This is a genomic window from Pseudomonas sp. PARCl1 (genome assembly GCF_947311875.1).
In the GTDB taxonomy this organism is placed as follows: Bacteria; Pseudomonadota; Gammaproteobacteria; order Pseudomonadales; family Pseudomonadaceae; genus Aquipseudomonas; species Aquipseudomonas juntendi.
Window position 1 is genome coordinate 1 of sequence record NZ_CAMZMX010000010.1, and the last position, 23,775, is coordinate 23,775.

At 63.4% G+C, this 23,775-nt stretch carries 17 protein-coding genes and 1 pseudogene; 4 read left to right on the forward strand and 14 right to left on the reverse strand.

Going from position 1 to position 23,775, the window contains the following annotated elements:
• The first annotated feature begins 318 nt into the window (after positions 1-318).
• The 4 genes and pseudogenes from QME24_RS07795 (at position 319) to QME24_RS07810 (ending at position 5,330) form a co-directional block, all read left to right on the forward strand.
• A complete protein-coding gene (locus tag QME24_RS07795; RefSeq protein WP_082414707.1) occupies positions 319-1,860 on the forward strand; it encodes an MFS transporter in 1,542 nt (513 codons plus the stop codon).
• 28 nt (positions 1,861-1,888) lie between these two features.
• Positions 1,889-2,950, forward strand: a complete 1,062-nt coding sequence (locus QME24_RS07800; protein ID WP_280091689.1) for an HlyD family secretion protein — start codon at positions 1,889-1,891, stop codon at positions 2,948-2,950.
• Positions 2,947-4,383: pseudogene (locus QME24_RS07805) on the forward strand (efflux transporter outer membrane subunit); the annotation flags it as partial. The gene QME24_RS07800 and the pseudogene QME24_RS07805, both read left to right, overlap by 4 nt.
• A gap of 152 nt (positions 4,384-4,535) precedes the next feature.
• Positions 4,536-5,330, forward strand: a complete 795-nt coding sequence (locus tag QME24_RS07810) for an SDR family oxidoreductase (RefSeq protein ID WP_235768058.1) — start codon at positions 4,536-4,538, stop codon at positions 5,328-5,330.
• 130 nt (positions 5,331-5,460) lie between these two features.
• On the opposite strand, the gene QME24_RS07815 is transcribed toward QME24_RS07810, so the two are convergent.
• From QME24_RS07815 to QME24_RS07880, 14 genes are all read right to left on the reverse strand, one after another.
• Positions 5,461-6,273 carry an SDR family oxidoreductase gene (locus QME24_RS07815; protein WP_192440922.1) on the reverse strand — a complete coding sequence of 271 codons (813 nt, stop codon included), beginning with the start codon at positions 6,271-6,273 and terminating at the stop codon, positions 5,461-5,463.
• Positions 6,274-6,325: 52 nt separating this feature from the next.
• The gene (locus QME24_RS07820; protein ID WP_280091688.1) at positions 6,326-6,790 is read right to left on the reverse strand and encodes a multidrug transporter; all 465 of its coding nucleotides are present in this window, start codon (positions 6,788-6,790) and stop codon (positions 6,326-6,328) included.
• 202 nt (positions 6,791-6,992) lie between these two features.
• Positions 6,993-8,447, reverse strand: a complete 1,455-nt coding sequence (locus tag QME24_RS07825) for a mannose-1-phosphate guanylyltransferase/mannose-6-phosphate isomerase (protein WP_054905669.1) — start codon at positions 8,445-8,447, stop codon at positions 6,993-6,995.
• A gap of 35 nt (positions 8,448-8,482) precedes the next feature.
• Positions 8,483-9,130: an alginate O-acetyltransferase AlgF gene (locus QME24_RS07830; protein ID WP_029887405.1), complete on the reverse strand. Its 648-nt coding sequence runs from the start codon at positions 9,128-9,130 to the stop codon at positions 8,483-8,485.
• Positions 9,131-9,150: 20 nt separating this feature from the next.
• Positions 9,151-10,308, reverse strand: a complete 1,158-nt coding sequence (locus tag QME24_RS07835) for an alginate O-acetyltransferase (protein WP_192440918.1) — start codon at positions 10,306-10,308, stop codon at positions 9,151-9,153.
• Positions 10,309-10,318: 10 nt separating this feature from the next.
• Positions 10,319-11,776 (reverse strand): MBOAT family protein, encoded by a 1,458-nt coding sequence (locus tag QME24_RS07840; RefSeq protein WP_281690800.1) that lies wholly within the window; start codon positions 11,774-11,776, stop codon positions 10,319-10,321.
• Between the two features lie 140 nt (positions 11,777-11,916).
• Positions 11,917-13,020, reverse strand: coding sequence for a mannuronate-specific alginate lyase (locus QME24_RS07845; RefSeq protein WP_054905667.1), 1,104 nt, complete (start codon positions 13,018-13,020; stop codon positions 11,917-11,919).
• Positions 13,021-13,027: 7 nt separating this feature from the next.
• Entirely contained in the window at positions 13,028-14,470 is a 1,443-nt protein-coding gene (locus tag QME24_RS07850; RefSeq protein WP_192440916.1) for an alginate O-acetyltransferase, read from the reverse strand.
• Between the two features lie 13 nt (positions 14,471-14,483).
• Complete coding sequence (gene algG, locus QME24_RS07855) at positions 14,484-16,043, reverse strand: mannuronan 5-epimerase AlgG (RefSeq protein ID WP_192440914.1); 1,560 nt, start codon at positions 16,041-16,043, stop codon at positions 14,484-14,486.
• A gap of 16 nt (positions 16,044-16,059) precedes the next feature.
• The gene (locus QME24_RS07860; protein WP_054905664.1) at positions 16,060-17,538 is read right to left on the reverse strand and encodes an alginate export family protein; all 1,479 of its coding nucleotides are present in this window, start codon (positions 17,536-17,538) and stop codon (positions 16,060-16,062) included.
• Positions 17,535-18,980 carry an alginate biosynthesis TPR repeat lipoprotein AlgK gene (gene algK, locus QME24_RS07865; RefSeq protein WP_054905663.1) on the reverse strand — a complete coding sequence of 482 codons (1,446 nt, stop codon included), beginning with the start codon at positions 18,978-18,980 and terminating at the stop codon, positions 17,535-17,537. The genes QME24_RS07860 and algK overlap by 4 nt, the downstream gene beginning before the upstream one ends.
• Before the next feature lie 12 nt (positions 18,981-18,992).
• Positions 18,993-20,159, reverse strand: coding sequence for a PilZ domain-containing protein (locus QME24_RS07870; RefSeq protein WP_054905662.1), 1,167 nt, complete (start codon positions 20,157-20,159; stop codon positions 18,993-18,995).
• A gap of 36 nt (positions 20,160-20,195) precedes the next feature.
• The gene (locus tag QME24_RS07875) at positions 20,196-21,677 is read right to left on the reverse strand and encodes a glycosyltransferase family 2 protein (RefSeq protein WP_009684460.1); all 1,482 of its coding nucleotides are present in this window, start codon (positions 21,675-21,677) and stop codon (positions 20,196-20,198) included.
• Between the two features lie 73 nt (positions 21,678-21,750).
• Positions 21,751-23,067, reverse strand: coding sequence for a UDP-glucose/GDP-mannose dehydrogenase family protein (locus QME24_RS07880; RefSeq protein WP_009684459.1), 1,317 nt, complete (start codon positions 23,065-23,067; stop codon positions 21,751-21,753).
• Positions 23,068-23,775 lie beyond the last annotated feature (708 nt).

The window sequence follows — 23,775 nt, forward strand, 5'->3', positions numbered from 1 at the left end:
GCACCAAGGCGTTCGCGCGCGAATCCCACAGGAATAATTGGCCCGAAACAAACGTAGGAGCGAGCGCAGCTCGCGATTGCGCCGCGCGGGCGGCGCTCGCTCTAACAGGCGCTGCCATACCTTGTGGCAAACACCTGTCAGCCCTAAGGCGATCCCTGTGGGAGCTGGCTTGCCGGCGATTGGGCCAGACCTGCAAAAAAGTGGATTGCGCCTGACGCAACATAAAACTACCGAGAAGTCAGTTTTCGTCAGCATTCCACCTTCTTAGACTTGCTCCAGTCGCAAATTTGTTGCTGGAGATGTCGTTGCATGAGTTCCCTGTCCGCCCTGTCTGCCGCACCTGCCGCACCTGCCGCCGCCCCCGCGCCGGCTGCGCCTGCGCAGACGGCGTTCGGCCTGCAGGTAGTGGTCGGACTGTTCGGTGTATTGCTGGCCGTGTTGTGTGCGGGCCTCAACGAGTCGGTGACCAAGATTTCCCTGGCCGATATCCGCGGCGCCATGGGCATCGGGGCCGACGAAGGTGCCTGGCTGCTGGCGGTGTACAGCGCCGCTTCGGTCTCGGCCATGGCCTTTGCGCCGTGGCTGGCCACCACCTTCTCGCTGCGGCGCTTCACCCTGAGCGCCATTGGCCTGTTCGCCGTGCTCGGCTTGCTGCAGCCGTTCGCCCCCAACCTGCACAGCCTGATGTTGCTGCGCGTGCTGCAGGGCTTTGCCGCCGGCGCCTTGCCACCGATGCTGATGAGCGTGGCCCTGCGTTTCCTACCGCCGGGCATCAAAGTGTACGGCCTGGCCTGTTACGCCCTGACCGCCACGTTCGGCCCCAACCTCGGTACCCCGCTGGCCGGGTTGTGGACTGAATACGTGGGCTGGCAATGGGCATTCTGGCAGATCATTCTGCCGTCGGCACTGGCCATGTGTTGTGTGGGCTGGGGCCTGCCGCAGGACCCGCTGCGCCTGGAGCGTTTCAGGCAGTTCGACTGGCGTGGCGTGGTGCTTGGCCTGCCGGCCATCAGCAGTATCGTCCTGGGCTTGTCGCTGGGGGACCGCTGGGGCTGGTTCGACTCGCCGCTGATCTGCTGGCTGCTCGGGGGTGGGCTGCTGTTGCTGGTGCTGTTCATGTTCAACGAATGGTCCGAGCCGCTGCCGTTCTTCCAGTTGCGCATGCTGTCGCGGCGCAACCTGAGTTTCGCCTTGGTGACCTTGGCCGGCGTGCTGGTCGTGCTGTCGGGTGTCGGCAGCATTCCGTCGGCCTACCTGGCGCAGATCCAGGGCTACCGGCCGGCGCAGACCAGCCCGCTGATGATGCTGGTGGCGATGCTGCAGTTGATCGCCCTGCCATTGACCGCAGCGCTGTGCAACATCCGCGCGGTGGACTGCCGCTGGGTGCTGGGCATCGGCCTGGCGATGCTGGCGGTGTCCTGTGTTGGCAGCAGCCTGCTGACCAGCGAATGGATCCGTGGCGACTTCTACCCGTTCTACCTGCTGCAGGTGTTCGGCCAGCCGATGGCGGTGCTGCCGTTGCTGATGCTGTCCACCAACGGCATGACCCCGCAGGAAGGCCCGTTCGCCTCCAGCTGGTTCAACACCGTCAAGGGCCTGGCCGCGGTGATCGCCGGTGGCCTGCTGGATGCGCTTGGCACCCTGCGCCGGCACTTCCATTCCAACCACCTGGTGGACAGCCTGGGCAACGCTCCGCTGGTCGACGATAACGCCGCTGGCCTGGCCAGGCGCATCCACGATCAGGCGCTGGTGCTGACCTCGGCCGACCTTTACCTGGTTATGGCCTGCATCGCCGTGGCCCTGATCTGCCTGATTCCTTTCGTGCCCACTCGGGTCTACCCGCCGCGCGCGGTGGCCTGAACCCTGGATGAATTCGAGAACCGCTGATATGACCAACAACCGCAAAACCCTGTTCATCGGCTCGGTGCTCGCCGTGGCTGTCCTGGCTGGCATCGTCGGCCCCTGGCTGTTCGGCAGCGACCACCGCCAGAGCACCAATGACGCCTATGTGATCGCCGACTACACGGTGGTCGCGCCCAAGGTAGCCGGCTTTATCAAAGAGGTGCTGGTAGAGGACAACCAGCAGGTCACGGCTGGCCAGCTATTGGCGATCATCGATGCCCGTGACTACCAGGCCGCGCTGGATGCGGCGCAGGCGCAATTGCTGGTGGCCAAGGCGCAAAGCGCCGATGCCCGCGCCACCCTCGAACGCCAGGCCGCGCTGATTGCCCAGGCCGAAGCTGCGGTGAAAGCGGCCCAGGCCGAAGCGGCGTTCGCCGACCATGAGGTCAACCGCTACAGCCGCCTGGCCGAGCAGGGCGCCGGTACCGTGCAGAATGCCCAGCAGGCACGCAGCAGGGTCGACCAGGCCCGCGCGCGGCTGGCCAATTCCCAAGCAGCGCTGGTGGCGGCGCGCAAGCAAGTGGACATCCTTACCGCCCAGGTAGCCAGTGCCGATGGCCAGCTCAAACGCGCCGAAGCGGGCCTGGAAAAAGCCCAGCTTGACCTGTCCTACACACGCATCACCGCGCCGGTGGACGGCATGGTCGGCGAGCGCGCGCTGCGGGTCGGCGCCTACGTCAACCCGGGCGCTCGCCTGCTGTCGGTGGTGCCGTTGCAACAGGCCTATGTGGTCGGCAACTTCCAGGAGACCCAGCTGACCCACGTGCAGCCGGGCCAGCCGGTGAGCATCAGCGTCGACACCTTCTCCGGCGAGAAGCTGCAAGGCCATGTGGAGAGTATCGCCCCGGCCACCGGCGTGACCTTCGCCGCCGTCAAGCCGGACAACGCCACCGGCAACTTCACCAAGGTGGTGCAGCGCATTCCGGTGAAGATCGTTTTCGATGATGGCCAGCCGCTGCTCGCCCGCTTGCGCGTGGGCATGTCGGTGGAAGCGACCATCGATACCCGTGGCGACAAGCTGAACGGCAAAGAGGTCAGCGCACGATGAAAGCGGCATTACGCGTGAGCCCATTACTGCTGGCCGTCCTGATGGCTGGCTGCAGCATGGGCCCGGACTTCCTGCGCCCCGACAGCCAGGCACCGCAACAATGGGCGCCGCTGCAAGGTGAGGCGGCGGCCAGCCAGCCGCAGGCCGAACCGCTGGAGCTGCGCTGGTGGGAAAGTTTCCACGATGCCCAGCTCAGCGCATTGATCCAGCGCGTTGCCGAGCGCAACCTCGACTTGCAGATGGCCAGTGCCCGGCTGGTACAAAGCCGGGCCTTGCGCAGCACCGTGGCCGCCGATGAAATGCCGGCGGTGGATGTTGCTGCCGGCTACAGCCGTGCCCGCAACAGCGCCGAAGGCCTGAGCGACCCGTCTGGCAAGGCGGGCAAGCAAGCCTTCAACCTCTGGCAGGGCGACTTGGTAGCGGGTTGGGAGCTGGACCTGTGGGGCCGCGTGCGGCGCCAGGTCGAGGCGGCCGATGCCACGGTCGAAGTGGCGGAGAACGACCGCCGCGGGGTGCTGTTGGCATTACTGTCGGAAACTGCCGGCAACTACATCCAGTTGCGTGCGGTGCAGCACACCATCGATGTCACTCGCGAGAACCTCAAGGTCGCCCAGCACAGTCTGAAGCTTTCGGAAAGCCGCCAGGCCGAAGGCGTCGCTACCCGCCTCGACGTAGCCCAGGCCAGTGCCCAGGTGGCGTCCATCGAGTCGCGTCTGCCCAGCCTCGAAGCCCGGCGCGATGACCTGATCAACGCCCTCAGCCTGCTCGCCGCCGACCCCCCGCGCAGCCTGCAGGCCCAGTTGCTACAGGGCGGCGAACTGCCTGCGCCGCGGCAGAAGTTCGCCATCGGCTTGCCGTCCGAGCTGGCCGAGCGCCGGCCGGACATCCGCCAGGCCGAGGCTCGCCTGCACGCTGCCACCGCCAGCATCGGCGTGGCCAAGGCCGACTTCTACCCGAGCATCCGGCTGTCTGGCAGTGTCGGCTTCCAGGCCATGCAGTTGTCCGATTTCGGTGCCTGGGACGCGCGCCGGTTTGCCTTTGGGCCACAGCTTTCATTGCCGATCTTCGAGGGCGGCCGACTCAAGGGCACCCTGGAGTTGCGCGAGGCGCAGCAGCAGGAAGCGGCGCTTAATTATCGCAAGGTGGTGCTGGGGGCCTGGCATGAGATTGACGATGTGCTACGCCTGTACAACGCCAGTCAGTTGCGCCGTGATCACCTGGCCGAGGCCGTGCGGCAGAACCGCATCGCCTTGGAAACCGCCCAGCGCCAGTACGTGCAAGGGGCGGTGGATTTTCTCAACGTGCTGACGGTGCAGAGTGCCTTGCTGGCCAGCGAGGAACAGTGGATCGACAGCTCGGCGGCGGTGTCGCAGGCGCTGGTGGCGCTGTACAAGGCCTTGGGGGGTGGCTGGCAGGCGTTTGATCAGCAACCGGTGAAGAAAGCTTTGCAGCCCATCGCCGGCAAGCCAACTCCCACAAGTACAGCGCAGGTCTCAGGTACAGCGCAATACCTGTAGGAGCGGGCTTGCCCGCGAAGGGCTGCAAAGCAGCCCCGGCGATTTCCCAGACAGATGAGGAGGCAAAGATGCACATTTCCCTGAACGGCAAACGCGCGATCGTCAGCGGTTCCACCGCCGGCATTGGCCTGGCCATCGCCATAGGTCTGGCCGAAGCCGGCGCCGAAGTGGTCCTCAACGGCCGCACCCAATCCCGCGTCGACGAAGCGCTTAACGCCGTGCGCGAACGCTTGCCACAAGCGCGCATCATCGGCATCGCTGCCGACCTCGGCACCCAGGAAGGTGCGCAAAAGCTGTTCGACCAGGTGCCGCATACCGACATCCTGGTCAACAACCTGGGCATCTTCGAGCCCAAGCCGTTCTTCGAGATCGAAGACGAAGACTGGCAGCGCTTCTTCGACGTCAACGTGCTTAGCGCGGTGCGCCTGTCGCGCCACTATGCCCGAGGCATGGCCGAGCGCAAATGGGGGCGGGTGGTGTTCCTGTCCAGTGAGTCGGCGCTGCAGATCCCGACCGAGATGGTTCACTACGGCATGACCAAGACCGCGCTGTTGGCGGTGTCACGAGGGCTGGCCGAGACCCTGGCGGGCACGGGGGTAACGGTGAATGCCGTGCTGCCTGGGCCGACGCGCTCTGAAGGCGTGGGTGACTTCTTCGCCAAGCTGGCCGAGGAGCAGGGGGTGACGACTGCTGAGCTGGAAACCAGCTTCCTGGCCGAGCACCGGCCCAGTTCGTTGATCAAGCGGCTGGCGACAGTGGAAGAGGTGGCCAACATGGTGGTGTACCTGGCATCGCTGCAGGCCAGTGCTACCACCGGGGCGGCGTTGCGGGTGGACGGCGGGGTGCTGCGGTCCATTGCCTGATTGTCTACTGCCTGTACCGGCCTCTTCGCGGGCTTGCCCGCTCCCACAGGAGTAGTGTGATTCCGAAGCGGGTGCCATACCTGTGGGAGCGGGCAAGCCCGCGAAGAGGCCGGTACAGGCAAGCAAAGAATCAAAGCGGTCGCAGCAGGCCAAAGCGCTTGCGCAACGCCCAATCCAGCAAACGCCGCGGCAGCAACCGAGCCATCAACGGCAACGCCGTACTGCCATTGCCCAAGCGCACCACAGCCGGTACCGGTGACCTGCTCACTGCCGCCAGCACGCCCTTGGCAAACACCGCCGCCGAAGTCGGCTTGTCCTGCGAAGCCCGCGCCCGCGCCTGCACCTGTTCACGCAACGGCCACCACGCCGAATCCGCCCCCACTACCTGCTCGGCCTGGCGCTGGGCGTTGCTGGCGAACTGCGAGGCAATCGCCCCGGGTTGCACTTCCATCACCTGCACGCCAAACGGTGCCAGCTCAAGGCGCAGGGCATCGCTCAGGGCATGCACGGCGGCCTTAGAGGCGCAGTAGGCGCCGGCGAACGGGGTGACCAGTACGCCGGATACGCTGCCGATATTCACCACCAGGCCCCGTGAGCGGCGCAGCAGCGGGAACAGCGCGCGAGTGACGCCTACCACGGCGAAGACATTGGTTTCGAACTGCTGGCGCAGCGCATCCACGCCGCCATCGAGCAACGGGCCCATGGCGCCGTAGCCGGCGTTGTTGATCAGGATATCGAGGCTGTCCAGTTCCTCGGCCAGGCGGGCAAGGGCATCGCTGTCGTTCACGTCCAGTTGCCGGGCGGTGTAGCCGGCGGCACTCAGTTGTTCGACATCTTCAGGCTTGCGGGCGGTGGCCCAGACGTGGTGGCCGGCATCGCGGAAGGCGTCGGCCAGGGCGCGGCCAATGCCGCTGGAACAACCGGTGATCAGGACGGTGGGCATGGTGGGGGCCTTTGATCAAGGTGAGAGGTGTGTCGCCAGTACAGTCAATGAATCAATTGGCAAATGTACCTTGCAGGTGCTCGGCCCGAAACTCCAGGGTTTGTGCTCGGTAACCGGAACGCAGGGGCGGCAAGGGCAGGCAGTCTATCCACTCGGCCCCCGGCTGCAGTTCGCCAGGGCCACGGTAGCGCGGCGCGTTGTAGGTATTTTCGGCGAGGTTCACGGTATCGCCCGGTGCATAGGCGGCTACGCGCCAACGCAGTTCGGTGAGCGGTACCGGGTTGCCGTTGTTCATGTGCACCTGCAGGGTTCGGTCGGCGGGGCACTGGTCTGGGGCGTAGCGCAGGCGCAGGTCCAGGCGGGCCAGTTGCGAGGCTTCGCGGGTGTCCTGCCAGGCAACGAACAGGGCCACCAGGCCCAGGCCGCACACGGCGGCCAGGGAAATGGGCAGGGCCTTGGCCGGGTAGCGCAACAGCAGCACCAGCCAGGTGAGGATAAGGACGGCACCGATGATCATGATGTGCGGATTCCGTTCGAGTCTCGGCACATCTTGGAGTGGCAAGCTGCAAGCTGCAAGCTGCAAGCTGCAAGCTGCAAGCTGCAAGCTACAAGCTACTAGAAAAAGCAGGGCGGTGGAGAACCCACAATTTTAGATTCGACGCCGCCCCGCTGTTTCTTGTAGCTTGCCGCTTGCCGCTTGCCGCTTGCCGCTTGCCGCTTTACTGCGCGATGGTCTTCACCGAAACCCCACGCTCGACCGGCGTAGAGGTGCGCCCATACACATCTTCGAAGCGCTCGATATCATCTTCGCCCAGGTAACTCCCGGACTGCACCTCAATGATCTCCAGCGGGATCTTGCCCGGGTTGCGCAGGCGGTGCACCGACGCAATCGGGATGTAGGTCGACTGGTTCTCGGTCAGCAGGAACACGTTTTCGTCGCAGGTCACCTCGGCAGTGCCGGACACCACGATCCAGTGTTCGGCGCGGTGGTGGTGCATCTGCAGCGACAGGCTGGCGCCTGGCTTGACGGTGATGTGCTTGACCTGGAAGCGGCCGCCCATGTCCACCGAGTCGTAAGAACCCCATGGGCGATACACTTCCAGGTGGTTCTGGGTTTCGCTACGGCCCTGTTCGTCCAGTGTCTTGACCATCTGCTTCACGCCCTGAACCTTGTCCTTGTGGGCGATCATCATGGCGTCCTTGGTCTCGACCACCACGATGTTCTCAAGGCCGATCACCGACACCAGCTTGCCGTTACCGTGGATCATGCAGTTGCGGCTGTCCTGCACCACCACATCGCCCTTGGTGACGTTGCCATTGTCGTCCTTCTCATGCACCTCCCACAACGACGACCAGCAGCCCACGTCACTCCAGCCGGCCGACATCGGCACGACACAGGCGCGCTGGGTTTTTTCCATCACCGCGTAGTCGAGGGAGTCGTCCGGGCAGCAGGCGAAAGTGGCGGGGTCGATGCTCAGCACATCGCCGTCTTCCTGGCTACGCTCCAAGGCCAGTACACAGGTGTCGTAGATATCGCCATCGTGCTTTTTCAGCTCCTCAAGGAAGCGGCTGGCGCGGAACAGGAACATGCCGCTGTTCCAGAAGTAACCACCGGCCTGGACGAACTCGGTGGCGCGCTTCTCGTCGGGCTTCTCGACGAACTGCGCGACCCGCGCCACGCCCTCGGGTAGCAATGCATCCTGGCTGGAGCGGATGTAGCCGTAGCCGGTTTCCGGCTTGGTCGCCGGTACCCCGAACAACACCATCTCGCCGCGCTCTGCCGCGACGGTGGCCAGGGCCAGGGCACGTTGCAGGGCCTTCTGGTCCTCGATCACATGGTCGGCAGGCAGCACCAGCATCAGTTCGTCGCGGCCTTCGTTGACCAGTTTCATCGCGGCCATGGCCACCGCGGGCGCCGTATTGCGGCCAAACGGCTCCATCAGGATGCCTTGGGTTTCCAGCTTCAGGGCAGCCAGCTGCTCCTGCACGATGAACTTGTGGTCCTTGTTGCAGACCACGATCGGCGTGTCCATGCCCTCGAACGCTAGGCGCGAGAGGGTTTGCTGGAACAGCGTATGTTCACCGGTCAGGGCCAGGAACTGCTTGGGGAACTGCTTGCGCGACAAAGGCCACAGACGCGAACCGCTACCACCAGAAAGAATTACCGGGATCATCATGTTTCTCCAATAGTCGTTGAGAGGCAGGGGAATCAGTTGCTAGCCACGGGGCGAGTTACCCACACCGGCGACAAGGCGTTGCCGGAACCCGTTACGTACAGCACTGCGGCTTCGCCGCGCTCAAGGGCGACTGGCTTCACGTCACCCACTTTCTTGTCACCTTGGTACAGCGCCAGGTTCACCTTGACCGGGTTGATCTCGCGCTCGCCACGGCCGTTGGCGGCCACCTGCTTGACCACTTCGGTCTTGCCGTCGGCGGTTTTCAGGGTCAGCTGCTGGTCGCTCAGGTTCTGCACGCGCACCAGGGCTTTCTGCTTGTTCTTGAACGGCGGCTCTTCGATCAGCTTCGGGTTGCCGCTGCTGCTGTTGACCAGGGTGTAGTACTTGTCCGAGGCCAGCTTGACCGGCACGCTCTTGCCGCCGACCTGGGCGGTGTAGTCACCGCCAGGCAGGAAGCTGAAATCGCTGCTGGCCTGGGCGCCAACCTGCTTGATCTGGGTGTTGCCCACACTGGCGGCAGCCGGTGCACTGGTGGCGTTGTACAGCCGCACGAACGTGGAGCCTTTCGGCGCGCTGGGGCCATACAGGGCGGCGTCGGCGCCGGCGAAGGCCTGCATGGAGGCAAGGGACAGGCCGGCCGCCAGGGTGAGGGCTTTGGCAATGGAAGTCTTGGTAGTCATGTGCGTGTTCCTCTCTTCAGTCAGTGGTTCGTCCGGGTGGACGACAAGGCCAGGTTTTCTTCGGATTTACGGGCGTACTTCAGCTGCGCGACCCAGTGCGGGTCGAAGCTGCTGAGGTCGTTCTTCATTGGCAGATATCGTTCTGGGAATTCCCACACCACCACTTGTGGCGCGGCGTTCTTGAAGGCATCGCTTTGCAGGTACTTGAGCATGGGCACCAACGGGCCGTGGCCGTCCTCGGCGTAATTGGCCACGTCGCTGCGCAGCGCCTGCTGCAGGGCGCCAAGGAAGTTCCAGTGCGGGTTGGCGCTGTAGCTGGTGCCAACCAGTGCCACCGGTATGCGGCTGTCGGCGAACAGCGCGTCAGCACCGTCACCCTCGGCCTCGGCGGCCCGGGTGGTACGTTGTTGCAGGCTGTCCGGGGCGGGCAGCAGGTTGCTGAACAAAGGGTCCAGTGGCAGGAAGTTGGTCAGGTCGCCTTTGTACGGGGCTGTGCTGCCTGCTTCGGTTATGAAGGCCTGCGGGGCGCCGTCGAGCAGGTTCTGCCGGCGCACGGCGTCAGCCAGCGCCTGCGCCGCCACTTCGGCACCCATCGGCGTCCAGTGGGTGTCGGTACGCAGAAACACCTGGCCGCGGGCCTTGGCCTGCGCCAGTGGGCCCATCAGCTCGGGCGCAAATACGTTGGCCTGGCGTGCCTGGGCGTGAAACTGGTTGTACAGGTCGTCATGCAAGCTGGCCGGTTGTTGCTTGCCGATGTATTCGGCATACACCCGCGCCTTGGCCGGGACGATCGCCAGCACCAGGTGCACGCCGTGCTGCTGCAGGGTGTCGCGTACACCGCGGATCAGCGCCAGGTTCTCTTGCATCAGGTGTTCGGCACCGGCGGTGGGCTTGAACTCTTCGTCACTGAACAACCACTGGTCGCGGCCCAGCACCACGCCAGGGCGGCCTTCGTGGAACAGCTTGAAGTCCATCGCCGCCCACAGGTTGGTGCCCAGGCGCTTGATCGGGAACTGGTCGTCGTAATGGGTTTCGGCTGCCTTGGCCAGTTTGCCGTTGAGCAGGGTCATCTGTTCGGTGCGCTGGAAACTTTCCAGCCCACCGGTGGACCAGACGCCCATGCCCACCAACAGGCCGATGAAGGACAGCGAATAGGTAATGCGTAACGTTCGGGTCATGTCAGCCACCTCAGAACTGGAAGTAGAGGAACGGCGAGTAGCTCTGCGCCGAAAGCTTGAGGATCGAGGCCACGAACAGCAGCAACACCAGCGCGCGGGTCATGACCCGGGTCCAGTCCAGGCCCAGCGAACCGTCGCTGTTGACCTGCACCGGGGTGGCCTTGGGCGTGGGTTTGGCGTTGCGGTAGAAGTCGCGCAGGCCGAAGAACGCCAGGGTGAGGTAGGCGATCACCAGGGTGGCGACCTGCAGGCCGGTGAGCTGGGCACGGTTGAGTTCCGACAGTTGCCAGTCGCCGAAGCTGAACATGGCGCCATACATGCGTGCGGCGACGTGCAGGTTTTCGGCGCGGAAGATCACCCAGCCGACCACCACCAGCAGGAAGGTGAAGGCCCATTTCACCGGGTTGAAACGCTGCGGGTTGGTGTCGATGCCCAGCGCCCGCTCGATCGCCAGCCACATGCCGTGCCAGGCGCCCCAGATGATGTAGGTGAAGTTGGCGCCATGCCACAGGCCGCCCAGCAGCATGGTCAGGAACAGGTTGCGGTAAGTGTTGAAGGTGCCTTTGCGGTTACCGCCCAGGGTGATGTACAGGTAGTCGCGCAGCCAGGTCGACAGGCTGATGTGCCAGCGCCGCCAGAACTCGGTGATGGACTGGCTGATGTATGGCTGCTTGAAGTTTTCCATGAAGCGGAAGCCCATCATCAGCCCCAGGCCGATGGCCATGTCGCTGTAGCCGCTGAAGTCGAAGTACAACTGCGCGGTGTAGGCCAGGGCGCCGAGCCAGGCATCCCCGGTGGTCGGGTTCTGCAGGGCGAAGCAGTGGTCGGCGACCACTGCCAGGGTGTCGGCGATGAACACCTTCTTGATGAAACCCTGCATGAAGCGGGTGCAGCCTTCGGAGAACTTGTCCAGGGTATGGGTGCGGTTGTTGAACTGGTCGACCAGGTCCTTGAAACGCAGCACGGGGCCGGCGATCAGGTGCGGGAAGATGGCCACGAATGTGGCGAAGTCGATCAGGTTGCGCGTGGCCGGGGTGTCGCCGCGGTACACGTCGATGATGTAGCTGATCGACTCGAAGATGTAGAACGAGATACCGATCGGCAGCAGCACGTGGGTGAGGATGAAGGGCTCCAGGCCAAACGAGGTGATGATCGCATTCAGGCTGTCGACACCGAAGTTGGCGTACTTGAAGTAGCCGAGAATGGCCAGGTCAACACCGACCCCCAGCAGCAGCCAGCGCTGTGCCGGCTTGGTGCGCACGCCGGCGGCACCCACTTTCAGGCCGATCCAGTAGTTCCACAGGGTGACCCCGGCGAACAGCGCCAGGAAGTCCACCCGCCACCAGGCATAGAAGATGTAGCTGGCGACCAGCAGCAGCAGGTTGCGATAACGTTGCCCGCTCAAGTAATACAGGCCGAGGAATATCGGCAAGAACAGGAACAGGAACACGTTGGACGAGAAGACCATCCCGGTTCTCCTTATTGTTCACAGCATCCGGGGCACAGCGCCCCCCAAACCCCCCAGCAAAAAGCTGGAGGGCAACTTAGATCCCTGTGGGAGCGGGCAGGCCCGCTCCCACAGGTACCGACCCCACAATGGGAGTCAGTTCACTTCTTGCTTGCTGCGCTCGGGTCATAGACCCGGGTCACATCGCCGCCCAGCCGGAAGCTGTTGAACGGCTGCATCCCGTGCTTGCGCTCCAGCGTGTCGCCGACGCAGTGGTACAGCGCGCACCAAGGCTCGAGCCAGGCGTACTTGTTGTCGACCTTGAGGTCTTTCATGTCCTGCTTCTCACCGGCTCGTTCGGCGAAGTGACGGGGGTCGCGGGCGCCGTAGAGCACACCTTCGCCCAAGCGCTGCAGGGCAAAGTTGTTTTCGCTGCGCAGGTCCACGCCATTGGCCTGGGCGAAGCTGGCAATCATCGCCAGCGGCGGCAGGGCGTAGTTGTGATAGGCCAGGGCACGTTGCTTGCGCTTGACCTCGTTGGGCAGGAAACCTTGCTCGTCGACCTGGTTGGCACCCACCTTGAATTCCTTCACCGCCCAGTCGAACAGGTCGCGGCGGTCGGTGGCCACGGCGGTGGCCATCACCGACCAGGCGGCCCAGTAGCTGTGGTTGTTGATCTTCTCCAGCGGCAGGTTGCTCCAGTCCTGCACGGTCTGCTCGGCCAGGCGGTCCAGCCATTTCTCGATCAGCTCGGCTTCGGCCTGGTGCGCGGCCAGCGGCTGGGCAGTGGAGAACTTCAGGCGCAGCCACGAGCCGCTCATGCTGCCCAGGGCCCATTTGCGCATCGACTTGCCGGTGTGGTTGTAGTCGGTGGACAGCAGCGCATTGGCCCGCGCCCAGGTCCCCAGCCAAGCCAAGGTGCAGTCGAGTTGCGCCGGGCGGCCATCACGCATGTATTGGCCGACCATCTTGCTCACGCCCTTTTCCAGCGTGGTGATGTCTTCGGTCGACTTGCGAAAGGCCTTTTCCGAGGCGACATTGAGCGTGGCACGGGCCTTGTCGGAGCCTTCGTACTTACTGCGGAATTGCAGCGGACCGGTGTAGGGTTTTGGTGCCGGCTCGCAGCGGAAATTGCCGTCGCCCGTTTTGGGTTTCTCGATGCCCTCGTAATAGCCTTGGGGTGGCACCAGCGCAGCATGCGCGGCGCTGCCGAACAGCGCCATGGCGAGCAGGGCAGGGCGAAAGATTTGCTTGAATACGGTCATGGTCGCCTCACTGGCCGGCTTGCGCGGTTTGCGCAGCCACGGCGAAGTTGTTGCGTTTGCAGAGTTTGGCTTCGACTTTTTGGGTGCCGCTTTCCGGGCCTTGCACCTCGAACGCCAGCAGGCTCTGGTCGGCCCAGTCCTCGTCCTCACGCATCTGGAAGACAAAGCGGCCGTCGGTGTCGGAGGTTTCCGGTTTTTCCAGCTTGATGTCTTCGTGGCGGCCGTTGAGGTACCACAGGGTGGCTTGCAGCACCTTCACCGATGGGTCGTCGAACCTGACATCCATCTGCAGGTTGCGGTTGATCAGCTGTTTCACCACGCCGCCCTTGCCGTTGACCATCAGCTCGTTGTTGCCGGGCTTGAGCGTGGTGCTGGCGCTCATCAGCGCCGGGCGGTCATTGCAGCCATCGTCGAGCAGGCCAAGGATTTGCCGCCAGATGGTTTCCTGGTCCAGGCGGTATAGCGGCGAGAACTCCCAGATCAGGATCTTGGGCGGGTTCTTGCGGAATTCCTCGCTGCCCAGGTACTGGATCATCGAGCCTTCCAGGCCACCGCCGGGGAAGGCGACGTTGAGCACATCGGCGCCGATGTACTGCTCGAGGAAACCGGAGAAGTTGTAGTTCTTGCCGCTGTGGCTGGTGCCGACCAAGGTGATCTGTGCGTTGCCGCTGTCGCCGAACAGGTCGTCGCCGCCGCCGCTGGAGCCTTTCGGCTCGGTGGCGAACTGGTCCATGTACTGGATCGCATAGCTGGTGCCACACAGTTGGCCGGCTACGTTGTGCAGGGTGCCCGTTTTGCCCATGCGGCCAGATTTCTTGGTTTCGAATTCCTTGCGCGGGATGCCCTCGAAAGCCGGCATCTTGTGCACGGTGTCGGCGACGATCCTGGCGGCGCGCTGGGCACCGTACGGTGTCCAGTGCTGGTCACCGCGAAAGTAGAAGTCCTTGCCCTGGTCGGCGGCGGCCAGTTGCTCGTTGGTCAGCGGCGACAGGTCGGGCACGTTGTAGCCCATGCTGGCGAAGCGCTTGAGCATGGCCTGGTAGTTGCCCAGTGCCTTCTGGTAGTTGAACGCAGCTTTCTCGGCCGGGTTGAGCATGTTGCGGTTCACCAGGCCACGGGTGGGCTGGTACACCATCACCAGCTCCACGCCACGCTTCTTGAACGCGTCGTGCACTTGTTGCAGGCGCTTGTAGCCGGCCGGCGTGGTGCTGAACTCGGTGCGCAAGTCTTCGCGTGTGCGGAACAGCCAGTCGCCCTTGGCTTGCACCAGGGTGGTGAAGTTCTGCTGGTAGCGGGTGGTGTAGCGGCTGGCATCGTGCGCTTCGGGGCACAGCTGGCAGCAGGGTTCGGCCGTGAAGGTCGGGGCCTTGACTTCATCGGCGCGCACGCCTTGGCTGATTGCCAGAAGGGCAGCGGACAGGCCCAGCAGTTTCATCAGGTGTGGAGTCATGGTCTGGGCTTCCTTAATCGATCATTTCGGTCTGGCGCTCGACCGGGTCGATCAGCACAGCCTTCTGCTGGCGGACCAGCAGGTCGAGGATTTCGTCCTGGCGCTCGCCCAGCACGCCGTTGAGGCTGATGCCGCTGGCCTTGCGCGGGGCGAGCATGGATACCTTGTACAGCTCGACCGACAGCGGCGAGTCGATCGACAGCGGGCCTGAGCCGTTAGCCGCCAGTTCGCCGCCCACCACGATCAGCGACACCTTGGTGTCGAACGGGTCGAGGGCGATGTCGCGGTCGGTGTCGGACAAGTCCTTGATGTGGCCGTACACGCCGACCAGGCCGTTGGCCATGGCCACGTTCTCGTACAGGCGAATGTTCACGCTGTTACGTACGCGTATGCCGTGGCGGCGGTTGTTGATCAGCTTGTTGCCCCAGATCAGGTTGTCGCCGCTTTCGTACAGGGTGATGCCGTCGGTGTGGTTGCGGTAGATCTCGTTGTAGGCCACCAGGTTGTTGACGCTGTTACGGTCGATCACCACGCCGGAGAGCTTGTTGTCGTAGCTCTTGTTGTTGATGATCCAGCTGTCGTTGACCTCACGCGAAATGATGATGCCGTGCTTCTTCTTGGTGCCGTAGACCGTGTTGCCGGCGATGATCAGGCGGTGCGAGCGGTCGTGCGGGTCGATGCCATAGACGATGTTGTCGTTGTAGGTATTGTCCTTGACCACGAAGTCCTGGGTTTCGTAGCAGTAGAAGCCGTACCACATGTCGCTGAACTGCGAACCGATGATCCAGCCGGTGGGTTCCGGGCGGCCCATGCGCTTGGCCATGTTCGGGGTGTACTGCGAAATGCTCACGCCGTACGACTTGGACTTGGCATAGCCGAAACTGGCCATCCTGGTATTGACGATATAGGTCTCGGTACCGCCCCACGACAGCAGGAACGGGCGGAACTCCTTGGGCGAGCGGAAGGTCGCCGGGCCGTTGTCTTTTTCCCGCCAGCCAGTCACCTGGGTGTCGGTGACGAACAGCTTGCCGTCGTTGACCAGGAACGCGCCGCCCTCCTGGGACAGGCGCAATTGCTTGACCTTGCCATCGATCTCGAGGATGCCCTTGCGGCCGACCACGATCGGCAGGCGCGCCAGGTACACGCCGGGCTCGACTTCGCGCAGGTACTGTCGCGGCACCTGCTTGCTCAGCTCGACGAGGTCGACATGGCCGTCATCGATGAAGATCGCCTGCGGAATACCGTGCTGGCGCTGGACCCACTCGGCCGCCTTGTTGTCGCCGCCGACAAATTCCTTGAGGGTGTCCTCCTGGAACATGCGGCGCAGGCTGACCTTGCCCTTGTGGCTGCGGTCGATCTTCTTCTGCACGGCCTGGGCGGTGTAGCCGTTCAGGTCGGGCAGCTTGGGCGGGTCCATGTGCAGGGGCTCGATCGGCGCGCTGGCCACGGTGTAGGTCTTGGCCTGCTGCAGCTCCTTGGCAATGACCTTGGGCTCTGCGGCGACGGCCAGGCCCGAGGCCAGCAACAAGGCGCTGGCCAACAGGCTGTGACGTAGGTGCGGGTGAAGGTTCATCAGGTTTCTCCCGGCCTCAGAAGCGCCAGATCACGTCGACGAAGGCGCGGTGCATGTACGAGTCCGCTTCCTTGCCATAGGCGTCGCCCGGCTTGAATACACCCGCGCGCAGGCGCACCAGGGCAGACGGCTCGTCGATGGCCTGGCTCATGGACGCGGGCAGCAGGCCTTGCTTGAAGTACTTGGTCACGACCACGTCCATCTCCTGGCCAAGGTCTTTTTCACCGTCGACCAGTTGGCGGTTCACACCGTTGTCGTCGACCACGGCGTTGATGCCGCTGGAGCCGATGTTCTGGTTGCCATCGACGCGCCAGAACTTGTGGTAGATCAGGCTGGCGTCATAGTCGTCGCGCAGTTGCCACGATGCGAACAGCGTGGCCGCCTGCAGGTTGCCCAGCTCGCCGCGGAAGGCCTCACCGAAGCGGTGTACCCGCGAGCGGGTGCCGGTGAAGTTGGAGCGGTTGCTTTCCAGCCCGGTCTGCTCGAAGTTGTTCGAACCATCGTCACCGCCGCCGCCGCTGCCGCGGGCGTAGGCTGCACCCACCTGCCATTGCGGGTCGAGGCGCAGGCGGATACCCAGGTCGGTGGCCCAGGCATTGACGTTGCCGCTCTGCTTGCCGGTGGCCACCTGATCGTCACCCACCTGTTGGGTGGTGAGCTTGTCGCGGTCGCCGGTCAGCCAGGTGACGCTGCCCCAATAGTTGACGGTGTGGTCATTGCGCCAGTTGTAGGCGTCGCTGTTGGCCTCGAGGCCCAGCCAGGTGAGGTCGCCGGTGCGGGTCTTGTCCAGTGCATCGACGGTTTCCCCGGGTTGGTTCAGGCTGCCGCTGTCATGGGTGTGGTGGGCGCGCAGGCCAACCCAGTGGCCGGGCGTCCATTGCGTGGCGATGTTGCCGTAGACGTGCGTACGGTCCTTGTCCTCGGGCGCCAGCTCGGTGAGGTCGGTGCGGTATTCGCTGAAGCGCTGGGCCACGCCCAGGTCGGCCTTGAGCAAGGTGGTGTCGAAGGTCCAGTTCAGCGCCTCGATGTTGGTGTCGCGCCACATGCCGTCATCGCTGCGCAGGCGCTGGCGACCCAGGCGCAGTTGCTCGCCAGGGTAGGCGGTGAGGCCGCTGTAGCCGACCCAGAATTCGCGCATGGCCAGGTAGCTTTTGTCTGGCTTGCGGCTGTCGTCACCGGTGTCGGTGGTGGTGCCGTCGTCGTTCTGGCGCAGGGTGTCGGTTTCGATGGTGTCGGTGGCTGCGACCGCCTGGCCCATGGCGTAGGCGCTCCAGTTGCCGCGCTCGCCGTACACCCATGGGCGCAGGTCCAGGCCCAGGCCGTTGACGTCGCCGCCGGGGCGGGTACCCAGGTCACGGTCGTCTTCCGATTGGCCGGTGATTTTCACGTCCAGGCCGAAATTTTTCTCAGCGGTCATTTCCGCCAGGGTCGGGCAGGACCACAGCAGGGCGAAGCTCAGGCCGATGCCGGCTTTCACGAAGGGATTGAGCGTCATAGCGAGTCCTCACCGTCTACTTCTGGTTCGTCGTCTTGCAGGGCTTCGGTGGCCAGGGTGCTGTTGGCGCCTTGGCTCATGCTGCCGCGGGCCTGCTTTTCCTGAGCCAGCAGTTGCTCGGCCTGGTGGCGCTGGTCCGGGGTCAGCTGCGGCTCGAGCCGTTGCAGCATTTCTGCCGCCTGCGGCGTGGGGTTGGCTTGTGCCAGCTGGGCGAACACCCAGGCATTGCCTGGTTGCGGGCGAATGCCATGACCTTCGCTGAACAACTGGGCCAAGGCATAGTCGGCGCTGATCTGCCCGCCGCGGGCGGCGGCCAGCAGGTTGTCGACAGCCTTTTGCGGCTCGACGTTGCCCAGGTAACCACGGCGGTACAGCTGGCCCAGGTAGTAATGGGCGCTGGTTTCGCCAGCGTCGGCGGCCGCCTGCAGGTGGCGTTCGGCTTTCTTGGCGTCGGCCGGTACGGTCTTGCCTTCGTAGTACAGGCGGCCCAGCAGCAGTTCGGCACGTGGCTGCTCGGCTTCGCGACCCTTGTCGATGTAGGCCAGCAACTGGTCGGTGTCGCCCAGTTCGGGGAACTCGTACAGCAATTGCGCCAGGCTGACCCACGACGCCGGGTTGGCCGGTGCCACCTGTTCGAGCAAGTCCTTGGCAGTTTTTTCATCGGTCTGGCCAAGGCTGCGATCGGCCAGCACCCGGGCCACGCTGTCGACCCGGCTGGCTGGCACGGCACCACGGGCGTAGGCCGCCTGCAGCTGGCCGAGCAGGGCGGCCTGCTGGTCGGTCTGGCCGCGCTTCTGGTAAACGGTGGCCAGTTCGACGTAGCACATGTCGGTGGCGCTCAGGGCGGCCTTGCAGATTTTCTCCACGTCGTCCAGGTGCTGGTCGTAGCTGCCCTGGGTGCGATACAGCAGCACCTGGGCCAGGCCCGCTTCCGGGTTGCCGGTGGCGCGCCACTGGTCGATCTGCTGCTGCGCGTTGACCTTGGGGAAGCTTTGCGGGTAGCTCAGGTACAGCATCGCCAGCGGGATCAGGGTGTTGCCTTCACCCTGGCGGGCGGCGAGTTTCAGCAGCGTTTCGGCTTCTTCACGCTCGGCCTGGGTGCTGTCGGGCTTGGCCACCAGCAGGCGGCCAAGGCGGGCCTGGGCGCGCGACGAGGACGCAGCGGCAGCGCGGTAGGTGGCCTCGGCCTCCTTGATTTGCGCCGGGTCGCGGCTGGCCACCTTGATGTCGGCCAGGCCCACTTGCGCATCGCTGTAGCCCAGGTCGGCCAGGGCCTTGTAGTTGCGTTCGGCCAATGCCGTGTCACCGCGCTTCAGGGCTTCGTTGGCCAGGCGCTGGTCGGGCAGGCCGGCGCAGCCGGCCAAGGTGATGGCCATGGCCAGGCCACACAGACCCAGGTTCACACGGAACCTGTGGGGGCAGGTGTTGGTATCAGCGATCATCGTCCGATCCTCTTACAGCCCACGGGCCGCGGCTTTGTCGATCAGCCAGTTCAGCGACGGGCCACGGTCGCTGTTGACTGCCGCCGGGCGGCCGGCCAGCTCGGCAGGCAGGCCGCTATCGGGCTTGATCTGCACACGGATGTCGGAGGCCAGGTCTTCGCTGTTGAGGCTGGCGCTACTGACGATCTGGCCGGTACGCACTTCGTCTTCGCCGGCGACCTGGAAATTGACCCGGGTGCCTGGCTTGACCTCATCGAACTGGCGGTAGCTGAAACGCGCCTCGACCATCGGGTTGGTGGTACGCGGAATCAGCTGGAAGATCGGTTGGCCCTTGGCCGCGTACTGGCCGTCGTCCACCAACTGGCGGGCGACCACGCAATCGCAGGGGCTGGTGAGGGTGCCGGAGAGTTGCTTGCCGAACAGTTCCTCGATCTTCGCCGGTTCCAGTTGCGTGTCGTCGAGGTTGCCCTTGAGCATGTCCAGCATGCTGGTGGTGAAGCTGGCCAGTGGCGCGCCCTTGGCCACCTGCCCACCGCTCTCCACCAGGCTGTTCACGGTGCCGTCGCGCGGCATGGTGACATTGGTGGTGGGTACTGCGACCACACCGGCTTCGGCATGGCTGATGAAGTACATGCCGTACAACGACTTGGCGACGAAACCGAAGGCGGCGATGCCGACCACGAACACACCGAGGGTGACGGTAACGGCCTTGAGCCGGCCGAAGGGGCTCAGGCCACTGCCGCCGTCCTTCTGCTTGCGCGCCTTGGTGAAGTTGTCGCGCTGCAGGGTGCTGAGCACGTCGCCGGCAGTGATCAGTTCACCCGACAGGTGCGAGGTGATGATATGGCGCAGGGTGGCGATGTCGCGGGGCTCCAGGTTCTGGAATTGCGCACCGGTACGCCCGCTGTCGGGGTGGTAGGAGCGCACCTGGAATTCGATGTCCATCGACAGGCCGAGGTTGTCGACCGTGAACATCAATCGCCCACGCAACGCATCGCCCACCGCCAGTTGCTGCTTGGTGTGGAAGCTCAAGCCTCCGGCGGAAAGGTCGTCGACTTTCACATCGTGGGCCTGGCGCTGGGCGTCGATGAAGCGCAGCTTGGCGGGGATGCGTACCCGGGCGTGCTGGCGCTGGGCTTCGGACTCATGCACGACGTTGACATTCACGGCGGTATTCATGGGGTTTGTTCCTGTTAGATCCGATCCGGGTTGGGCTCACACGACCATGAACAGCACAGCAACGAAGATGCTGGCCGCCGAGAAGGTCATGGTCCGCGAGGACCAGGTGTTGAACCATTGTTGAAAGCTGGCGAGGTCACGCTTGAGGGCAGTGGGCTGACGCGTCCACGACTGTTTGTCGAGGCGGAAGAACACGTAGATCTTCATCAGCGCGCCGATGATCTGGTTGTAATAGAGGATCAGCGGGTAGGCCGGGCCGACGTTGTGGCCAGAGCACAGCAGCATCACGGTGAGGATCAGGCGGGTAATGCCGATCCACAGCAGGTACACCAGCAGGTATGCCAGGCCGAACTTGAGGCTGGCGATCACCGCCACGGTCAGGCCCAGCAGGCTGGTCCACATCGATACGCGCTGGTCGAACAGCACGATGCTGGTGAACAGCCCCAGGCGCCGCAGGCCCAGGCCCAGCGCACGGGAGTTCTGCCGCAGGTTGTTGCCGTACCAGCGGTACATCAGCTTGCGGCTGGCCTTGAAGAAGCTTTTCTCCGGCGGGTGCTCGACCGTGTTGATGGCAGCGTCCGGCACGTAGAAGGTGTCGTAGCCCAGGCGCATCAGGCTGAACCAGCTGGACTTGTCGTCACCGGTCAGGAACTTGAAGCGGCCCAGGCGCCAGTGCATCAGCGAGTCGCTTTCGACGTCGGCAATGAACTCGGGGTTGGTGACCACGCTGGCGCGGAACATCGACATGCGCCCGGTCATGGTCAGTACGCGCTTGGACAGGGCCATCGAGCACATGTTGATGTGGCGCTGGGCGAAGCGCAGCTTGTGCCATTCGCTCATGATGTAGCCGCCACGTACTTCGCAGAACTCGTTGGTGGTCAGGCCGCCGACATTGGGGTACAGCTTGAACCACGGTACGGTCTTGCGCACCACGCCATCGGCCAGCACGGTGTCACCGTCGATCACCGCCACCACGGCGTTTTCGTCCGGCAGCATGCGGGAGATGGCACGGAAGCCGTAGGCCAGGCCATCGCGCTTGCCAGTACCGGCGATACGGACGATGTCCAGCTTCACGTGGGCCGGCGGGTTGTACTTGGCCCACAGGCTCTTCACCAGCAATTCATCGGACATTTCCACCAGCGAGCAGACCACGGTGGTGGGGAAACCGCAGTTGATCGCCTCGCGGATCACCGAGCTGTACACCTGAGCGGTGGTCAATGCTTCGATGCGGAAGCTGGTGACCATCAGGTACACGTGCGACGGGTCGGCGGCGCTGCCCATTTTCTGCACCTTGCGGCGCAGGTAGGGGTACACACCGTAGAGGAAGATCATGCCGCGGATGAAATGGGTGGCGCCCATCGAGTAGCGCCAGATGCCGACGGCGCCGACCAGGAAGATGAAGTGCTTCGATTGCGAGTCGAAGATATCGGCTGGCAGGGCCAGGGCGATCAGCATGAGCAGGCTCATGTAGAGCAGCCAACCGGCGCACTGCAACAGCACTGTCTGGAGCCTTTGCATGTTCAGCATCCGTGGAAAATTCGGGAAAGGGCGGCAGCGCAAGTGGGGAACCTTGCGCCGCCTGGCCCAGGGCTTACCAGCAGATGCCTTCGGTGCGGCTGGCTGCGCTGGTCGGTTCACTCATGAAGCCGACCAGGTCGATTACTTGTTTGCCGGCCGGTACTTGCTGGGCAAGGGCACGGAACTGCTCGTCACGGTTGCCCAGAACGATGATGTCGGCGTTGTCGATGACCTTGTGGAAGTCACCGTTGAGCAGCGACGATACGTGCGGGATCTTCGATTCGATGTAGTCTTTGTTGGCTCCATGAACGCGGGCGTATTCGACGTTCTCGTCGTAGATATCCAGTTGGTAGCCCTTGCCGATCAGGCGTTCGGCCAGCTCCACCAGTGGGCTTTCGCGCAGGTCGTCGGTGCCGGCTTTGAAGCTCAGGCCAAGCAGGGCGACCTTGCGTTTGTCGTGGGCTTCGATCAGTTCGAAGGCGTTTTGCACCTGCGACTCGTTACTGCGCATCAGCGAGTCGAGCAGCGGGGCACGCACGTCCAGGCTGGCGGCACGGTAGGTCAGGGCGCGCACGTCCTTCGGCAGGCACGAGCCGCCGAAGGCAAAGCCGGGGCGCATGTAGTACTGCGACAGGTTGAGCACCTTGTCCTGGCAGACCACGTCCATCACTTCACGGCCATCCACACCGACAGCCTTGGCGATGTTGCCGATCTCGTTCGCGAAGGTGACCTTGGTGGCATGCCACACGTTGCAGGTGTATTTGATCATCTCGGCCACTTCGATCGGCTTGCGGATGACCGGGGCGTCGAGTTCTTCGTACAGCGCCTGGAGGATGTCGCCGCTGGCGCTGTCCAGTTCGCCGATGACGGTCATCGGTGGCTGGTCGTAGTCCTTGATTGCAGTGCTTTCACGCAGGAATTCCGGGTTCACCGCGACGCCGAAGTCAACGCCGGCCTTTTTGCCCGAGCAATCTTCGAGGATCGGGATCACCACGTTCTTGACGGTGCCTGGCAACACGGTACTGCGCACCACGATGGTATGGCGGCGCGTGGTGTCGCGCAGCACATAGCCGATTTCCCGGCACACCGACTCGATGTATTCCAGGCCCAGGTCACCGTTTTTCTTGCTGGGGGTGCCCACACAGATCATCGATACATCGCTGGCGCGAATGGCCTCGGCGAAGTCGGTGGTGCCGCGCAGGCGACCATTGGCGATGCCTTGTTGCAACAGTGCTTCCAGGCCAGGTTCGACGATCGGCGACTTGCCCTGGTTGATCAGGTCGATCTTGGTGCTGGACACGTCCACACCGATTACTTCATGGCCACGCGCCGTCAGGCAGCCTGCACAGACTGCACCCACATAACCCAAACCAAAGATGCTAATACGCATCGCTATCACCTCATGTGTTTATCACGCCGACGCCTCCGTGGAGTGCCGGGCTGGGTTGATTAACAGCAGTTTTCAGGCGCACGGGTTCATGGCGAATGCACACTTCACCGAGCGCAGGCAACATAAGTCCGGAGTGCACGAAAAGTTATGCACTCAAATTAGGCATTTAAAAGCCAAGTAGTAAAAACGTGCCCTGTCATGCAGCCGTCGTTATTGCAAGGCGCTACTCGGCGCTTTGCTGTGCTTGTTTTTCAAGTGGGATAAATCCTTTGAAATCAACCACTAGGACGAGTTGTACGGGACGCTTGTCTCCTGTAAGGGCAGGCACTTGGGCGTTAGCCGGGCGGCCTGTCTGTATGTTGTGGCAGGTAGTGGATACCTTGCCATTGTCATCTGTAAGTCATCTCTCACAACCCGTGGGCAGGAAATTCGTTACGGCTCTATGAGCGGTAGTTGATATGAGAAGTTCCTGAACGGGTTTTGTCTTGATGAAAGATTTCTAAATATTTATTAAGCTGCTGACAATTTCAATTTGATAGCACGCGCCGGTTTGCCCCCGATGTATCAAGGGCGAAACTGTTGCGAGATGTTTTAATGCCAGCATCGGAAAATTTTTTCAGATTTCGTCAGAAAAGGTACGAACGGTCGCACCGGCGCCGGTGTTTACACGTTGATGTAAGGTTTTTTTGGCGTCATAAAAATGACGAT

Excerpts from the sequence above, each read along its gene's own strand:
- QME24_RS07800 (WP_280091689.1), top strand. The coding sequence starts at position 1,889 with ATGACCAACAACCGCAAAACCCTGTTCATCGGCTCGGTGCTCGCCGTG.
- QME24_RS07810 (WP_235768058.1), top strand. The coding sequence starts at position 4,536 with ATGCACATTTCCCTGAACGGCAAACGCGCGATCGTCAGCGGTTCCACC.
- QME24_RS07815 (WP_192440922.1), bottom strand. The coding sequence starts at position 6,273 with ATGCCCACCGTCCTGATCACCGGTTGTTCCAGCGGCATTGGCCGCGCC.
- QME24_RS07820 (WP_280091688.1), bottom strand. The coding sequence starts at position 6,790 with ATGATCATCGGTGCCGTCCTTATCCTCACCTGGCTGGTGCTGCTGTTG.
- QME24_RS07825 (WP_054905669.1), bottom strand. The coding sequence starts at position 8,447 with ATGATCCCGGTAATTCTTTCTGGTGGTAGCGGTTCGCGTCTGTGGCCT.
- QME24_RS07830 (WP_029887405.1), bottom strand. The coding sequence starts at position 9,130 with ATGACTACCAAGACTTCCATTGCCAAAGCCCTCACCCTGGCGGCCGGC.
- QME24_RS07835 (WP_192440918.1), bottom strand. The coding sequence starts at position 10,308 with ATGACCCGAACGTTACGCATTACCTATTCGCTGTCCTTCATCGGCCTG.
- QME24_RS07840 (WP_281690800.1), bottom strand. The coding sequence starts at position 11,776 with ATGGTCTTCTCGTCCAACGTGTTCCTGTTCCTGTTCTTGCCGATATTC.
- QME24_RS07845 (WP_054905667.1), bottom strand. The coding sequence starts at position 13,020 with ATGACCGTATTCAAGCAAATCTTTCGCCCTGCCCTGCTCGCCATGGCG.
- QME24_RS07850 (WP_192440916.1), bottom strand. The coding sequence starts at position 14,470 with ATGACTCCACACCTGATGAAACTGCTGGGCCTGTCCGCTGCCCTTCTG.
- algG (WP_192440914.1), bottom strand. The coding sequence starts at position 16,043 with ATGAACCTTCACCCGCACCTACGTCACAGCCTGTTGGCCAGCGCCTTG.
- QME24_RS07860 (WP_054905664.1), bottom strand. The coding sequence starts at position 17,538 with ATGACGCTCAATCCCTTCGTGAAAGCCGGCATCGGCCTGAGCTTCGCC.
- algK (WP_054905663.1), bottom strand. The coding sequence starts at position 18,980 with ATGATCGCTGATACCAACACCTGCCCCCACAGGTTCCGTGTGAACCTG.
- QME24_RS07870 (WP_054905662.1), bottom strand. The coding sequence starts at position 20,159 with ATGAATACCGCCGTGAATGTCAACGTCGTGCATGAGTCCGAAGCCCAG.
- QME24_RS07875 (WP_009684460.1), bottom strand. The coding sequence starts at position 21,677 with ATGCAAAGGCTCCAGACAGTGCTGTTGCAGTGCGCCGGTTGGCTGCTC.
- QME24_RS07880 (WP_009684459.1), bottom strand. The coding sequence starts at position 23,067 with ATGCGTATTAGCATCTTTGGTTTGGGTTATGTGGGTGCAGTCTGTGCA.